The 15,733-nt window shown below is 72.7% G+C and carries 13 protein-coding genes; 5 read left to right on the top strand and 8 right to left on the bottom strand.

Features of this window, described 5'->3' with window-relative positions; translation table 11 throughout:
- The first annotated feature begins 98 nt into the window (after positions 1-98).
- Complete coding sequence (locus AB0B35_RS01160; protein WP_361039210.1) at positions 99-992, top strand: LLM class F420-dependent oxidoreductase; 894 nt, start codon at positions 99-101, stop codon at positions 990-992.
- Between the two features lie 4 nt (positions 993-996).
- On the opposite strand, the gene AB0B35_RS01155 is transcribed toward AB0B35_RS01160, so the two are convergent.
- Positions 997-1,647, bottom strand: coding sequence for an HAD family phosphatase (locus tag AB0B35_RS01155; protein ID WP_361039208.1), 651 nt, complete (start codon positions 1,645-1,647; stop codon positions 997-999).
- A 138-nt stretch (positions 1,648-1,785) separates the two neighbouring features.
- Between AB0B35_RS01155 and AB0B35_RS01150 the strand changes: the two genes are divergently transcribed.
- The 3 genes from AB0B35_RS01150 (at position 1,786) to AB0B35_RS01140 (ending at position 4,908) form a co-directional block, all read left to right on the top strand.
- Positions 1,786-2,940 (top strand): ABC transporter substrate-binding protein, encoded by a 1,155-nt coding sequence (locus AB0B35_RS01150; RefSeq protein WP_361039206.1) that lies wholly within the window; start codon positions 1,786-1,788, stop codon positions 2,938-2,940.
- 41 nt (positions 2,941-2,981) lie between these two features.
- Entirely contained in the window at positions 2,982-3,437 is a 456-nt protein-coding gene (locus tag AB0B35_RS01145; protein WP_361039204.1) for an HIT family protein, read from the top strand.
- Between the two features lie 250 nt (positions 3,438-3,687).
- A complete protein-coding gene (locus AB0B35_RS01140) occupies positions 3,688-4,908 on the top strand; it encodes a hypothetical protein (RefSeq protein ID WP_361039202.1) in 1,221 nt (406 codons plus the stop codon).
- Positions 4,909-4,956: 48 nt separating this feature from the next.
- Here AB0B35_RS01140 and AB0B35_RS01135 read toward each other — a convergent pair whose 3' ends face one another.
- The 6 genes from AB0B35_RS01135 to AB0B35_RS01110 form a co-directional block, all read right to left on the bottom strand.
- Complete coding sequence (locus tag AB0B35_RS01135; protein ID WP_361039200.1) at positions 4,957-5,295, bottom strand: nuclear transport factor 2 family protein; 339 nt, start codon at positions 5,293-5,295, stop codon at positions 4,957-4,959.
- A gap of 125 nt (positions 5,296-5,420) precedes the next feature.
- Positions 5,421-6,545 (bottom strand): putative sulfate exporter family transporter, encoded by a 1,125-nt coding sequence (locus AB0B35_RS01130; RefSeq protein WP_361039197.1) that lies wholly within the window; start codon positions 6,543-6,545, stop codon positions 5,421-5,423.
- Complete coding sequence (locus AB0B35_RS01125; protein ID WP_360536006.1) at positions 6,545-6,703, bottom strand: hypothetical protein; 159 nt, start codon at positions 6,701-6,703, stop codon at positions 6,545-6,547. Before AB0B35_RS01125 ends, AB0B35_RS01130 begins: the two co-directional genes overlap by 1 nt.
- 156 nt (positions 6,704-6,859) lie before the next feature.
- Positions 6,860-10,234 carry a family 16 glycoside hydrolase gene (locus AB0B35_RS01120; protein WP_361039195.1) on the bottom strand — a complete coding sequence of 1,125 codons (3,375 nt, stop codon included), beginning with the start codon at positions 10,232-10,234 and terminating at the stop codon, positions 6,860-6,862.
- 158 nt (positions 10,235-10,392) lie between these two features.
- A complete protein-coding gene (locus tag AB0B35_RS01115) occupies positions 10,393-11,088 on the bottom strand; it encodes an adenosylcobinamide amidohydrolase (protein ID WP_361039192.1) in 696 nt (231 codons plus the stop codon).
- 54 nt (positions 11,089-11,142) lie between these two features.
- A complete protein-coding gene (locus AB0B35_RS01110) occupies positions 11,143-13,347 on the bottom strand; it encodes an MMPL family transporter (RefSeq protein WP_361039190.1) in 2,205 nt (734 codons plus the stop codon).
- Positions 13,348-13,478: 131 nt separating this feature from the next.
- Here AB0B35_RS01110 and AB0B35_RS01105 point away from each other — a divergent pair, with 131 nt between their 5' ends.
- The gene (locus AB0B35_RS01105; RefSeq protein WP_361039188.1) at positions 13,479-14,090 is read left to right on the top strand and encodes a Pr6Pr family membrane protein; all 612 of its coding nucleotides are present in this window, start codon (positions 13,479-13,481) and stop codon (positions 14,088-14,090) included.
- Between the two features lie 102 nt (positions 14,091-14,192).
- Here the strand turns inward: AB0B35_RS01105 and AB0B35_RS01100 are convergent, their stop codons facing one another.
- Positions 14,193-15,674 (bottom strand): LuxR C-terminal-related transcriptional regulator, encoded by a 1,482-nt coding sequence (locus AB0B35_RS01100; RefSeq protein ID WP_361039185.1) that lies wholly within the window; start codon positions 15,672-15,674, stop codon positions 14,193-14,195.
- Positions 15,675-15,733 lie beyond the last annotated feature (59 nt).

Raw genomic sequence — 15,733 nt, 5'->3', positions numbered from 1 at the left:
CGCGATGCCGCGGGAGCGGACATAGGATGGTGCTTTCGTGCATGTTCGCGTGGTGCCGCGGTGTGGCGGGCCGGGCGGCCGTCGGCAGGAGGATCGTCATGGATCTCGGAGTGCACCTGGTCAGCTTCACGTTCCCGGGCGGGACGGCGGCGATCGGCCCGACGCTGGCCGCGGCGGGCCGGGCGGCCGAGGACGCCGGGGTGGCCAACCTGTCGGTGATGGACCACTACCTGCAGATGGAGGGCATGGACCTGGGCGGTCCGCTGATGCCCATGCTGGAGGGGTACACCACGCTGGGGTTCCTGGCCGCCAGCACCCGCACCCCCGCGCTGCAACTGCTGGTCACCGGCGTGACGTACCGCCACCCGGGGCTGCTTGCGAAGATCGTGACCACGCTGGACGTGCTGTCCGGCGGCCGGGCCGTGCTCGGCATCGGCGCGGCCTGGTACGACCGCGAGCACGCCGCCTACGGGGTGCCCTTCCCGCCGGTCGCCGAGCGCTTCGAGCGGCTGGAGGAGACGCTGCGCATCGTGCGCCAGATGTGGAGCGACGACGACGGCCCGTTCGAGGGGCGGCACTACCGGCTCGCGGAGACGGTCAATTCGCCGCAGGCGCTGTCCGCCCCGCACCCGCCCATCATGATCGGCGGAGGGGGAGAGAAGAAGACACTGCGCCTGGTCGCGAAGTATGCCGACGCCTGCAACCTGTTCGCCGGGCCGGGCAGCGCCCCGGAGGAGATCGCGGCGAAGCTCGACGTGCTCAAGCGGCACTGCGAGCGCGAGGGCACCGACTACGACCGCATCCGCAAGACGATCGCCTGGTCGGCCCCGGTGACCCCGGACGCGGCCGGCGGAGCCGAGTTCGTCGCGTCGCTGGAGCCGTATGCGAAGCTGGGCGTCACACAGGTGCACGTCATGCCGTACACGGCCGAGCCGGTGGCCTTCCTGGACGGGCTCGGCGAGCACGTGGTGGGCCGGCTGAAGCAGCTGTGAGCCCTCAGCCGAGGCCGAGCAGCGGCGGGACCTGCGCCATCGCGGTGACCACGTGCTCGGCCCCGGCGGCGCGCAGCGTGTCCGCGGCGGCCAGCGCGGCGAGCCCGATCACGGTCATGCCCGCCGCCCGGCCGCCGCGCACCCCGAACGGGCTGTCCTCGATCAGCACGCAGTCCGCGGGGTCGACCCCGATCCGGTCGGCGGCCAGCAGGAACAGGTCGGGCTCGGGCTTGCCCCGGGCGACCATCGACGCGCTGTAGAGGTGCTCGCCGAAGTAGCCGGTCAGCCCGGTGACCCGCAGCCGGAAGGCGATCTCCGGCGGCGTGCCGCTGGACGCCACGCACACCGGCACCGCCGCCGCGCGCAGCAGGTCCAGCAGCTCGCGTACGCCGTCGACGGCGGTCAGCTCGGTGTGCTGGCGGGCCAGCACCTCCCGCTCGTACTCGGCGGGCAGGTCGAAGCCGATCGGGCGGCCGAGTTCGCGCTCGACGTCGGCGACGCACTCGACCGTGGCCCGGCCCATGTAGCGCTCGATGCTCTGCTCCAGCGTCGTGGGCAGGCCCGCCCGGGTGACCAGCTCCGCGAAGACCGCGTTGTTGATGATCTCCGAGTCCACCAGCACGCCGTCGCAGTCGAACACCACCGCTTTGATCACCCGTACAGGCTGCCACGGTCGGGTGTGCTGTTGCTCCCCGGGTGTGATCGCGGTGTCGTCAAATGGACAAATCGGATGTTATGCCTGCGCGGTCCGGTGGATCATCCACGGCAACGACCCAGTGCGCGGAGGTACGCCATGTCCCGTCAGCTGACCCGCAGATCCGTGCTCGCCGCCGGGCTGGGCCTGGCCGCCGCGCCGCTGCTGCCCGCACACCGGTCGGCCGCCGCCGAACCCCCGCTGCGCGTCGGCGTGCTGGCCGCGCGCACCGGCGGCCTCGTCGAGTACGGCCGCCAGCACCTGCTCGGTGTGCAGCGGCGGGCCGACGGGATCAACGGCGCGACCGGGCACGGCGGCGCGCACCCCGCAGCGCAACTCGAACTGCTGCTCCAAGACGTCGGCGACACCCAGGCGACCGCGCGCGAAGCCGTGTCCCGGCTGCTCGACCGGGGCGTGCACGCCATCGTCGGGCCGCCCGCCGGCTGGCTCGACGACGCCGTCACCGGCACCGCGCAGGCCGCCTGCACCCCGCTCGTGCTCCCGGCCACCGGCGCCGCCCCGTCGTCGCCGTACGCCTTCCGCAGTGCGCCCACCGACGCGCAGGTGCACCGGGCGCTGCTCGCCGCGATGACGGCAGGCGGCCAGCGCACCGCCGGGGTGCTCCGCCTCGACGCGCGCGACACCCCGGCACTGCGGGAGGCGCTCGCCGCAGAGGCGGCCGGGCAGGGTGCGCGCATCGGGTCCACCGAGACGGTGCCGCTCGACGGCACGGGCCTCGCGGACAAGGTGAAGGCGCTGCTGGCGGCGACCCCCGAGGCGCTGCTGCTGGACCTGCCCGCGCCCCTGGCCGCCGCGGCCGCCGCAGCCGCGAAGACCGCCGGCTGGACCGGACCCGTGCTGTCCACACCGGACGCCGCGTCGGCGACGTTCCACCAGCTCGCGGGCGAGGCGGCGGCGGGGGCGCGGGCCGTGAGCCCGTGGCTGCCGGTGGCCGCCGAGGCTCCGGAGGTGCTGGCGAACTGGTCGAGCGTGCGCCGGTTCGCCGCCGAGCTGGGCACGGCTCCAGCCCCGTCCGCCGGGTACGCCGCCGACGCGGTGACCCTGCTGCACCAGGCATTCCTCGGCCACCGCGACAAGATGGCCGCCCGCGACCAGCTCGAACGCGCCTGCTGCGTGGGCGTCACCGGCGTGTTCAACCTGACCGCCGACGACCACGCGGGCCTGGCCCCCGACGCCCTCACCGTGCTCACCTCCCGCGCGGGAGCCTGGACGACCCTGCCACCGGCACCGTGACCACGCCCGTGGGTGGCCTGCGCCTGGCGCACAATAGCGGCATGCCGGATGACTCCGCTGCGCCCGCAGCCGTCGAGGAGGACTGCCTGCTGTGCCGGCCCGCCGACGCGGACAGGTTCTTCGAACGCCGGCGGGTGTGGGAGGACGAGCACTGGCGGCTGTCGGTGGTGCTCCGAGGCGCGGTCGCGGGGTTCGCGCACCTGGAGCCGCGCAGGCACATCCCGTACATCACCGACCTGGCCGGGCCTGAGGCGGCGACGCTCGGGCCGGTGCTGGCCCGCGCCACCGCGGCGGTGCGCGAGGCGACCGGAGCGGACAAGGTCTACGTGTCCGTCTTCGGCGACCGGGTGCCGCACCTGCACTTCAACCTGGCCCCGTTCCACCCGGGCGGCCCGCTGGTCGGCGGTGCGGGTCAGGTGCGGGCCGACGCGCCCAGGCTCGACCGGGGCACGCACGAGGCCGCTGCGGCGTCGGTGCGCCGAGTGCTCGGCGGCTGAGGGGCGCGCCGTCTCGCCTGCGCCCCGCATGACGCCGGCACCGGCCGGTTGCGGATGAAGATCTGTTTTTGTGGACGCTAGCTGCCCCTATCGCGGCACCTAGCGTCCACAAAAACAGATCTTGTGGTTGCCGGCGGCGGCGCTCGGTGACCAATGGGGCATTTCGGCAATTTTGCGAATTCTTGTCCGGTTTACGCTGTTTGTCGGTAGCGTCAGGGCAGCCCGACCTTCCCCTAGCAGTGGAGAACCCATGCGCCGCACCGTGCGACGTGGTCTCTTGTTGCTGACCACGGCCACCGTCCTCGTCCTCGGCTGGCCCGGCGTCAGTGCGCAGGCCGCCGCCTACCTGAGCCACCGCACCACCGTCGACATCTTCCGCGACGCCGGGATCTCGATCTGGTCCAGCGGCAAGTGCTCCGACCGCGACAACCCGAACTGCACCTCGTTCGAGCGCATCCGCCGCAGCACCGTCGACGGCCTGCTCACCCTGCGCAAAGCAAGCAAGTGCGACCTGCGGGTCACCGGCGGCACCGAGACCGGCCACGGCTCCGGCACGTACACCCACTGGAACGGCTGGAAGATCGACATCAGCAAGTACGACTGCGTCGGCCGCTACATCAAGCGGTACTTCCGCTACGTCGGCTACATCAAGGGCTGGGGTTACCAGTACAAGGCCCCGTCCGGGAACGTCTACACCGACGAGGGCAACCACTGGGACATCCTGTACTACAGCTGCGGCGGCTGCTCCGACGACGACGCCGACCTGGCCCCGAGCCCGTCGGCGAAACCGAGCCCGAGCCCGTCGCCCTCGCCGAAGCCCAGCCCGTCGGCATCGGCATCGGCGAAGCCGAGTCCGTCGGCGTTCTCGAGCCCGTCCACGCCAGCGCCCTCGGCTGTCCCCGCCGTGCCGCCCTCGGCCGCTGCGTCCGCGGCCGCCCCGCCGAGCCCGTCGGGAGCAGCCCGGCCCAGCTCGTCGGCATCGGCCCCGCCGAGCGCGTCCGCTTCGGCGCAGCCGGTGGTCGCTCCCGCGGTCTCGCCTGGTGTCACGCCTTCGGTGAGCCTGAGCGCCGGTCCGCCGGTGACGGGCACAACTGCGCAGCCCGGCACAACTGGGCAACCCGGCATGACCGCACAGCCCAGCGCTTCGGCGCAGCTCAGCGTCGCCGCGCAGCCCAGTGCGACCGCTGCCCAGCCGGGCCTGGCACCGCCGATCCTGGCTCCATCGGCGACTCCTTCGGCCACGCCGTCCGCGACGCCGTCGGCGGGACCGTCGGCATCGGATGGAGGCGTCCCGGTCGCACCGCCCGGCGCCGCGGGTCAGGCGGCGCAGGAGTCACCGCTGGCACTGCCGCCGCCTCCGCTGCGCGAGCCGGTGCCGGAGCCGACGAAGCTGCTGCGGGCCGTGGACCCGGAGCCGCGTACGCCGCCCGCGACCATGAACCCGGCAGAGGTCGACGCCCCGCTCGGCTGAGCAGGCACCGGGCCGTCCGCGCGGGAGAGCCGCCCGCGGACGGCCCGGTCAGCCCTTGACGTAGGAGAACTTCTCCGCGATCCGGCCGTCGCGGACCCGGATGACGTCGACGCCGCGCACGTGCCCGGTGCCCCAGCCGTAGCGCCACCGCTGCACCACCAGGTCACCGGCGACGGTCAGCTCCTCGATGTCGAACCGGCCTTCGAGCTGCTCGAACACCGGCCGCCAGGCCTCACGCACCTCATCGCGCCCCTCGTGCCGGCGGCCGTCCGGGGCGGGGTTCGTGCTCTCGAACACCACGTCGGCCGTGCACAGGTCGAGCGCGGCTTCGAGGTCGTGGTCGTTCCAGGCGTCGTTGAACGCGCCGACCAGTGCAGGGGTGTCCATGGAAGGACGATAGGGCCGCGCGTGTCCGGCGGACGCAAGGCCGGGCCGCGCGCCGGTGCCGGGTTCCGGACATGGGCCGCGCGCCGGTCCTGTGGCCCAGCGACCGGCGCGCGGAGTTCGGGTCGTCAGGCGGTGAAGCCCGCGAACAGGATCGACGCCAGGCCGAGGCCGATAGCGAGGTTGGCCAGGGTCGCGCCGCCGAACACGGCGACCGGGCGCCAGCCCGCCTCGCGCAGGGCGCTGACGCGCAACTGCAGGCCGATGCTGACGAAGGCGAGGATCAGGAACCAGGTGCGCAGGTCGTTGATGACGCCGATGTGGGCCTTGGCCTCGGCGGCGCTGACGGTGCCGGCGTACCAGGAGCCGATGGCGGAGGCGGCGATGAAGCCGAGCACGAACTTGGGGAAGCGGTCCCACAGCTGGCGCAGGCCGGGGCGCTGCGCGTCGGCGTCCTTCTCCACCTTGAACGCGAAGTAGGCCGTCAGCGCGACCGCGACGATGCCGATCAGCGCGTTCTGGGTGGCCTTGACGATGGTGGCGATCTGCAGGGTCTGCTCGCCCGCGATCGCTCCGGCGGCGGTGACCGCGGCGGTGGTGTCGATGTTGCCGCCGATCCAGGCTCCGGCGACGGCGGGGCTGAGCCCGAACACGTCGGCGAGCCACGGCAGCAGGAAGATCGAGGGCAGCGCGAAGATGATGACCAGGCTGGCCGCGTACGCGAGCTGCTCGCGCCTGGCCCGCACGGCTCCGGCGGCGGCGATGGCGGCGCTGACGCCGCAGATCGACACGGCGGCCGACAGCAGGGCGCGCAGCTTCTCGTCGAGGCCGAGCAGGCCGCCGAGATACCAGGTGATCAGGAAGACGCTGCTGATCAGCAGCACGGCCTGCAGGATCGCCGGCCCGGCGGCCTTGACGATCAGGCTGAGGTTGATGGACGCGCCGAGCAGCACCAGGCCGGTCTTGATGAAGAACTCGGTGCGCACCGCGTCGGCGATGCGCTCGCGCAGCCCCGCGTAGTAGACGATCACGTTGCCGATCAGGCCGAGCGCGATCGCGTAGATCGGGTATTCGACGGCGGCGGCGAACTTCTCCAGGCTGGTGCCCTTGGCCGCGGCCGGGACCGTGTCCTCCAGGTAGCGGGCCACCGAACCGAGGACGAGCACGATGAGCACGCCGAGGACGAGCCACGGCCAGGTGCGGGCGGTGCGCTCGGCGGTCGCGGGCGCGAGGTCCTCCTCGGTGGCGACCATCAGGGCACCAGGCCCGTCGGGATGACGCCGGTCAGCACGAGCGCGACCAGGAGCAGGCCGACGGCGGTGGCCAGCCAGTCCTCGTTGAGCGCGGCGCGCAGGGCGCGGGCGACGGCGTTGGAGTCGGTGGCGGTCTGCTGCGGGGTCAGGTCACTCATGGCGTACGCCTTTCGGGGCTGGAGGTGGCGGACGGTGCTTATTCTATACAAGGCCGGTAGGATTAGTCGAGATTAGATTTCTTGCCTGGTCACAGGGCTGCGCCCCTGCTGTTGTAGCAGCAGGGGCGCAGCTTTCGTCCTATTTGCGGGCGGTGGCTACAGCGGTTCGAGCCAGATGTTGCGGAACCGCGGGTTCGCTCCCGCGTCCCCGTGGTCCTGCAGCCGGAGCGGGCCACCGGACGCGCCCTCCGGCGCACCGGCACCGGTCGGCCCGTTGATCGTGATGTCGTTGTGCACCACGAACCCGTTCCACACCACGGTCACCCGGGCGTCGGCGATCTTGTTGCCGGAGCCGTCGAACCGGGCCGCCCGGAACACGATGTCGTACGACTGCCAGGTCTCCGGCGCGCCCGCCGCGTTCACGGTGGCGGCCGCCTTGGTGTAGATCGCGCCCGCCTCGGTGTTGTCGAGCGCGGTGTCGCCGTACGAGTCCAGCACCTGCAGCTCGTACCGGTCCTGCAGGTAGATGCCGCTGTTGCCGCGCTGCTGGCCGGTGACGTTGGCCGGGTAGAGCGGCTCGTACCACTCGACGTGCAGCTTGAAGTCGCCGAACGCCTGCCGGGAGCGGATGTCGCCGCCCAGCGACTCCAGCGAGCCGCCGGAGAACGGCCACGTCGCCGCGCCGCCGCTGGAGTTCTGCCACGAGGCCACGTCGTCGCCGTCGAACAGCTGGATGCGCTGCCCGCTGCCGGCCGCCGCCCAGCGCTGGCTGAGCACCCCGGCCGCCTGCCAGATGTGCAGCTGGGTGCCGTTGGCCGAGCTGCCGCCCAGCGCGTCGAGCACCTTGCCCGACTGCGGGTTGAGCAGCGTGCCGTCCGGCTGCGGCTGCCAGACCTGCGAGCCGGTGCCGTTGCAGGTCCACAGCTGCACCTTCGTGCCGTTGGCGGTGCCCGCGTTGTCGACGTCCAGGCACTTGCCCAGCACCTGGTACGCGCTGCCGACCCGGCTGAAACGCTGCGCGTTGCTGCCGTTGCACGTGTACAGCTGGATCTTCGTGCCGTCGGCGGTGCCCGCGTTGTCGACGTCGACGCACTTGCCGCCGATGCCGACGATCGCCCCGGCCCCGCCGGACACCGTCAGCGCGTCCAGGTTGACGTGCCCGGTGTCGCCGCTGTCGTACTTGATCGCGATCGTGTTCGCGCCCGCGTTGAGCACGACGCTCTCGGTGATCGTCGACCAGGTGTCCCAGTTGCCGGTGTTACCGAGGGTGACCTGCCGCTGCTTGACGTTGTTGACGTACAGGCTGACGGTCTTCGGGCCGACGAACGGGTTCGGGCCGTTGCTGAAGCGCAGCGCCGCCTGGTAGGTCCCGGCCGTGCCCGCCGTCACGGTGAACGTCGTGGTCGCGCCGAGGGTGCCGTACCCGGCCACGAAGCCGGTGCCGGTGTAGCCGGTGTGGTCGGTGGCGACCGTCGCGCCGCCGCTGCGGGCCGCCGACTCGGCCTGGTAGATCCCGTCCGCCGGGGGCGGGGTCTGGCCGGGGACGGCGTTGAGGGTGTACCACGCCTCGGTGCTCCACAGCGAAGCGCCGGTGCTGGAGGTGAACGGGCGCGGCGAGCGGATGTGCACCACGCGCCCGGCCAGCCGGCCGTCGACCGCCAGGGTCACCTTCCTGCCGTCGGCGGACAGCGTCGCCGAGGTCACGGTCAGCGTCTGCTCGTCGAGCTTCGGGCCGCCGTAGTCGGCCGTGGCCTGGTAGCGCCACTGCTTGAGCTTGTACGCCGAGGCCAGGCTCGCCGCCGTCGCCGCCGACAGGGGCTGGGTGTACTCGATCTCGAACCCGGCCCCGGTGGCCCGCACGGCCAGGATGTCGAACACCGACGTGCCGTTCGGGGTCAGCTTCTGCAGGCCGTAGGTCAGCTTGCCGGACTGGCCCCAGTTGCCGCCCGCGCCCAGGCCGCCGAGGTAGATCGCCCCGTCCGGGCCGATGTTGACCTCGGAGACACCGGCCTCCAGGCCCTGCGTCATCCGGAACAGCGCGCCCTGGTACTCCCCGTTGACCTTCTCCACGAACGCCCGCTGCAGGCCGCCGTAGGTCACGTCGCCGATCACGAACTGCCCGGCGTACACGCCGCTGAGCAGCAGGATCGGGGTGCTCGGCGAGTTGGCGATCTCGTTCTGCGGCATCCACAGCACCGGCGGGGTCACCGGCGCGGTGTCGAACGGTCCGGCCGGGGTGGTGTAGTGGTTGAAGAAGCGGCCCTGCTTGATGTGCAGCAGCTTCGACGAGGGCAGCCAGCCGCCCTGGTTGTCGGTGACGAAGACGCCGTTCTCCGGACCCCACCCGATGCCGTGCGGGGTGCGCAGGCCGCCGGCGATGTAGGACACCGCGCCGGTCGCCTTGTTCACCTTGATCGTGGTGCCCCGGTTGGTCGCGGGCTGCGGCACCGTGGTCGCGCCGCCGTAGTTGATGGACACCGACAGGTTCAGGTAGAAGAACCCGTCCTGATACAGCAGGCCGAAGGCGAACTCGTGGAAGTTGCCGCCGAACGGCCAGGTCGCGATGGTGTTGTACTGGTCGGCCACGTCGTCGCCGTTGGTATCGAGCAGCTGCGTCAGCCGCTGCTTCTCGGTGACGTAGACGACGCCGTCGACCACCTTGAGACCCATCGGCTCCTTGAGGTTGCCCGCGATCTTCTTCGTGGTCACGTTGCCGGGGCTGGTCGCCCCGCCGGTGTTGCCCAGCACGTAGACCTCACCGGCCTGCGACGTTCCCGACTGGTCGGTGCCGCCCCAGGTGCAGATGACCAGCCGCCCGTCGGGCAGCCAGTCCATGCCGGTGACCTTCGGCTGGAACGTGCCCGGCCGCAGGTTGGTCAGCGTGTACCCGGGGTGCACGCCGGTCAGCGGCAGGCCGTCGCCGGGGGAGTCGGCCACGCCCTCGCACTCCTTGCGGCCCGGCGCGGTCACCCGCACCACACCCGCGTCGGTGCTCAGCGCCGAGTTCGGCACCAGCGTGAACGTCGACGAGCCCGGCGTACGCCACTCCAGGGTGAGCTGCTGGCCGCCGGTGCGCTCGAAGTAGTCGATGCGCAGCGCGTGGTAGCCGGTGGTCAGGTTGACCGTGCCCTCCATCGCGGTCGCGCCGTGCAGGCCGTCGTGGTTGACCACCATCGCGCCGTCGATCATCAGCTCGGAGCCGTCGTCGCTGGTGAGCCGGAAGGTGTACGCGCCGGCCGTGGTGATGTTGACGTTGCCGAGCACCTGGGCGAGGAACAGGTCCTCGAACCCGAAGTCGGCCGCGGTGGTCCAGTTGACCGTCGGCATCAGCTTGTCGACGTTCGGGGTCTGGCCCGGCTTGAGGACGCAGATCTCGTTGAGCGGCACCTGGAGGTCGAACACGCGCAGGGTGACGCCGGGTTCCTGGGTCGGGATCGCCGCGGCGGGCGCTGCCCATACCCCGCCCGCGAGGGCGAGGGCCAGGGATACCAGCACGGGACCGCGAATTCGGCGTAGCAGTCGTCTGCCCATCGTTGCTCCTGGGGGAGGAGAGAGGTGGCCGTGCCCGGGTGGTCATCGACGCCGACGATTAACACACCAGAAACATCGGAGGGTGGATCGAGACATTAGACGCTTTCGATCGCGCTGTCCATATCTTTCGATCAGTACTGCAAAAGTTCTTGCCGTCTCTACGAAAGTCGCCGGGCGCGGTATCGCAGAGCGGCCTCCCATGTGGCCGTATGCACTGCTCGCGCCAGTCGCGATCCCCACTCCGAACGCGGCCCGCAGAACGGGACCTCCTCGCCCGCCTCCCGCGCGGCCACGCATACCGCGTCGGTGGGCGTGCCCGAGGCGTCGAACCCCGCGGCCAGCAGCGCCTGCACCTTCGCCTCGGTCGCGGTGGCCACCGCGTTGACCATCGCGCCGGGCGACAGCGCCACCGGCAGCGCGACGACGATGTTGACGGTGCCGGGGACCGGCACCGCCCTTTGCGCCGACGTTGCCAGGTCAGTCGTCGCGGGCTCGGCGGCCCAGCCGCACACGCCGATCCCGGCCGTGACCAGTGCCTCGACGCCGCCGTCGGTGGCGAACGCGCCCTCGGTCACGCGGGCGGCCGTCATCAGGCCCACGCCGCGGCCGGTCATGCCGTGCCGCTGGGCGATCTCGGCCAGGTGCCGGTCCGGGTCCAGACGGGTGTATCCGTGGCCGACCTGGGCGTTGAGCACCCACGCTCGCGGTCCGAGTCCGCCGCCGAGTACCGCGCTGGAGATCATCTGCCAGCCGTCGCCGGCTCGCCACAGCAGCGCGGGCCAGGTGCCCGACGCGTCCTCATGCCGGACGAGCAGGGCGCGCAGCAGCGCGGCGTCGGGGTGGGGGATCGGCACACGGCACCTTAACGCGCTCGCCGCGCCGGCCGCGCCGGAGGCGACTTTCAACGTCTATGAGGAACGGGGCGGGCGAGCGGCGGAGACCGCCTTCGCGGGCTGCGCGCGGCGAGGGCGGGGAGGAGTCGGCGGGGACGGAGTGGTCGGCGCGGTGCCTGCCGGCAGCGCGGCCCCGCGGGCGGGCCACCAGTTGGCGCGGCCGAGCAGGGACATCACGGCGGGCAGCAGCAGCCCGCGGACCACGGTCACGTCCAGCAGCACCGCGACGGCCATGCCGACGCCGATCTCCTTGACCGCGATCAGCTCGCCCAGCGCGAAGCCGAGGAACACGATGCCGATCGACACCGCGGCGGCGGTGACCACGGGGCCGGTGGCGGTGATCCCGGCGAGCACGGCGCGGTCGCCGGCGGCGCGGGAGTCGCCGGCGCGGCGAGTCCACTCCTCCCTGATCCGGGCCAGCAGGAACACCTCGTAGTCCATGGACAGGCCGAAGATGAACACGAACAGCAGCAGCGGCGTCGTCAGGTCCAGCGCACCCCAGGGCGTGAAGCCGAGCAGGCCCGACCCCCAGCCCCACTGGAACACCGCGACCAGCACGCCGAGTGTGGCCACCATCGTCAGCAGGTTCATCAGCAGCGCCTTGACCGGCACCACCAGCGAGCCGGTGAGCAGGAACAGCAGCAGGAACGTGGCGGCCACGACGACGGCGAGCGCGACGGGCAGCCGGTCGCCCGTGGCGTCCTTCGCGTCGACGAGCTGCGCGGCGGGACCGGCAACCAGCACCGGCACGGTGGTGTCGAGCGCGCGCAGGTCGCGTACCAGCTGTTGGGTGCGCTCGCCCGCGGCCGGGCCGGGCAGCTCCACCTCGGCGACGACGGCCTGCGGCGGCACGTTCTCACGCAGGTCCACATCGGTCACGCCGGGCAGGGCGCGGATTCGGGCCAGCAGGGACTGCACCGCCGGATCGGCGGCCCCGGCCTCGATCACCACGGGTATCGGCTGGGGATACTTCGCGGCGAAGTGGCGCTCGTACGCCTCGTACGCCTGCCGGGACTCGCTGCTCGCGGGCAGCGAGCGGGCGTCGGAGTCGGCCAGGTTCACGTGCAGCAGCGGCACGCCCAGCGCGAGCAGGGCGGCGCTCACCGCCAGCGCGACCGCGACGGGCCGGCGCTGCGCGAACGCCGCGGAGCGGGCCAGCAGCCCCGGGCCGCGCCGGGCGGGCCGCCGCCACACCCAGGTCCGGGTGCCCGGCGCGGGGATGCGCCGGTGCGCGACCGCGATCAGCGCGGGCACCAGCGTCAGGCCGGTCGCGGTCGCCAGCAGCACGACCAGCGCGCCGCCCAATGCCATCGCGGCCAGCAGCGGATCGGCGAACACGAACAGGCCCGACAGCGCGACCCCGACCGCCAGCCCCGACACCAGCACGGCCCGCCCGGCGGTGGCCACCGTCCGGGCCAGCAGGTCCGGGATCGGCGCGCGTGGGTCGGCGGCCCGCTCCTCGCGGAACCGGGCAACGATCAGCAGGCTGTAGTCGACGGCCAGGCCCAGGCCGAGCAGGGTCACCACATTGACCGTGTAGTCGCTGACGCCGATCGCACCGGCCAGGCCGGTCAGTGCGAGCAGCGTCCCGGCGACCGTGGCCAGCGCGGCGCCCATCGGCAGGCTGCCCGCGGCCAGGCCGCCGAGCATCACGACCAGCGCCCCGCACAGCACGACCAGCGCCACCGACTCGCCGAGCGCGGCGTCCGCGATCGCCTGGTCGCCGAAGTCGCGTTCGGCGAGCAGCTTGCCGCCGACCCGCACCTCCGGCACGGCGACCCGGTGCAGCGCCGCGCTGACCTGGTCGGCCACGGCGAGCGCCGCGTCGTCGTCCAGCGCCGGGGCCAGCTCGACCACGACCAGCGAACTCTGGCTGTCGGCCGTGATCTGCGCCGAGCCGGCGGTCCACGGGTCGGTGACCTTGACGACGCCCGGGATCGCCCGGATCTCGAACATGATCTGAGTGGCCTGGTTGACCAGGTCCGTGGCGAAGAAGTTGCGCCCCGACAGCACCGCCACCACCTGCTCACCGGTCGGCGTCAACGCGTCGAGGCGGGCCTGCGCGACGGTCGAGGGCGCGCCGGGGCGCAGGTCGTCCAGTGGCTGGGTTCGGTCGTACACGGTGCCGCCGAAGACCGCACCGCACAGGGCGATCCCGGCCCAGACCGCGATCACGGCGTACCGCCCCCGGGCCGTGATCCGACCGAGCCGTGCGAGCATCGCGTCCTCCAAGGCGTGACCATGCCGATCTTTCGATCGCCGGAGGTCATGAAATACCGCCGACCGTCCGAACGCAACAGGCTCGTGGCGGGGGCTGTTCACCGCGACCGCCCGTTGGTACGTTCTCGCGCATGCCGATCGCCCGTGCGCTGCGCGCCCTCACCGCCGGCTGCGCCCTGGCGGGCGTGGTGCTGCTGCTGGTGCACACCGGCGGCGACGCGGGCATCGCCGTCTACTTCACGGTGCAGAGCAACCTGATCGTCGCGGCCGTGTTCGGGCTCGCCGCGTTCGGCCGGGGCGACGTGCGGCTGCGCGGGGCGGCGACGCTCTACATCGCGATCACCGGCACCGTGTACCACCTGGTGCTGACGAATCCGGCCAGCCCGTTCTTCACCGCCGACCCGGGTGCGGAGACCCTGCACAACCTGCTGCTGCACACGGCCACGCCGCTGCTCGCGGCCGCCGACTGGCTGCTGGTCAACCGCGACCGGGTGCGTTGGTGGCACGCCGGGGCCTGGCTGGCCTACCCCCTGGCCTACCTGGCGTTCGCACTGGTACGCGGCGCGATCACGGGCCGGTACCCGTACCCCTTCATCGACGTGGCGGCGCTGGGCTACGGCGCGGTCGCGGTCAACGCCCTGGTCTTCTCCGTGTTGTTCTTCCTGCTCGGCCTGCTGCTGATCGGGCTCGGCGAACTTGCCCGCCGCACCCGGCGCGCTCCGGCGGTCGAGCAGATCAGCTGACGGTCGCCGTCACCATGCCCGTCGTGCCGAGGGAGACCTGCGCGACGACCTGAGCACGTCGCGATCTTGACGGCCTGTAGTCACCGGGACGACCGGAAACCGTCAAGATCGGAGGGGCAGGGTGGCTGAGGCGAGTTCGGTGCGGTTGCGTACACCGAGTTTGCGGAAGATGTTGCCGAGGTGGAACTCGACCGTCTTGGCCGAGACCCCCAGTTGCGCCGCGACCTCCCGGTTGCTGAGGCCGCTCGCGACGGCATGGGCGACCCTGGCCTCGGCCTCGGTCAGCTGCGGTCCGTCGAACGGGTCCGGTCGCGGCTCGGCCGCGGCGGGCCGTGGATCGTCCGGCGCAACCCGCGCTTCGGACCGGGTCGGTTGCGGCTCGGCGGATCGGGGTGCGGGGATGCGGGGCACACCGACCGGGCCGCCCGGCACGCCGAGGCGCTGCAGGTCGGCCATGACTCGGGCGAGCAGGCCGGCCGCGCCGATCGTGGCGTACCCGGTGCAGGCGGCCTCCAGCAGCCGTACCGCGTCGGCGCGGCGGCCGAGCCGGGCATGCTGCGCGCCCAGCAGCCAGGCCATCCGGGGCCGGGAGAGCCGCTCCACGGGCCGGTTCAGCCCGGCCAGGGACGTCTCGAAGCGGGCCATCGCCTCCGGGTCGGCTGGCTGGGCGATCCAGGTGCGCCAGGCGGGCAGCGCGGGTGCGCCGGGCCAGCCGAGCGGCGGGTCGGGCATCCCGGCCAGCAGCGCGGCGGCGGCCTCGGGGCGGCCGTGCAGGGCGTAGTGGGTGGCCAGTTCCCAGCGGTGCTCGAAGATCAGGCCCGAGTTGGCCCCGACCACGGTGCCGACCAGATACTCCAGTACGCCCAGCCAGGCGTCGGTGTCGCCCGCGGCCAGGTGCAGCGCGGCCGCGCACTCGGCGATGTGCGCCGCGACCCAGGCCGACCCGGACCGCGCCGCGAGGTCGCGGGACTGCGCCAGGCAGGCGGCCGAGGCGGTCAGGTCCCCGCACATCGCTTCGATCTTGATCAGCCAGGAGGCGGCCTCGGCCTCGATATCGATCCGTCCCGCCGCGCCGGCCAGCCGCCGCGCCTCGTGCAGCCCGGCCCGGCCGCGCAGCAGGTCGCCGCTCCAGGCGTCGCCTAGCGCGAGCATGGACGCCAGCCGCGCCCGGCGGGCGGGGTCGGCGTCGGCCTGGGCCACGAAGGGGGCGAAGCGCGGCCGGACCTCCTGCGGACGCATCAGTTGCAGCGTGCAGATGAGCGCGCATTCCAGGTAGAGCGAATCGGTGTGCAGTCGGTGCGTCTCGGTGAGCCGCAGCGCCGTCTCCAGGTGCCGGGTGGCGTGCGGTTTCCTGGTGCGTACGCCGACGACCCCGGCCACGGTGTGGAACAGCACCTCTGTCTGCGGCCGGGCCGGGTCGGAGCGGAGCGCGGCGAGCCGGTCGGCCAGCGGCCTCAGGACGGTCGCGTCCGCGGTGCGGGACATGCTGAAGAACGCCTCGGCGATCAGCCGGGCGGCGGCCACCGGCTCGCCGGCTCGCCGGGCGTCGGCCAGCAGCCGATCGGCATCGACATCGAAGAACACGCGCACAGAGTAGTGGGGTCGTACCAGGGAAATCCCCAGGTGGAGAGGGGGTGCGAGTG

It is taken from the genome of Catellatospora sp. NPDC049133, assembly GCF_040648455.1.
GTDB lineage: Bacteria > Actinomycetota > Actinomycetes > Mycobacteriales > Micromonosporaceae > Catellatospora > Catellatospora aurea.
The sequence above is the reverse complement of the archived record's forward strand: the minus strand, read 5'-3'. Positions and strand labels throughout refer to the sequence as shown.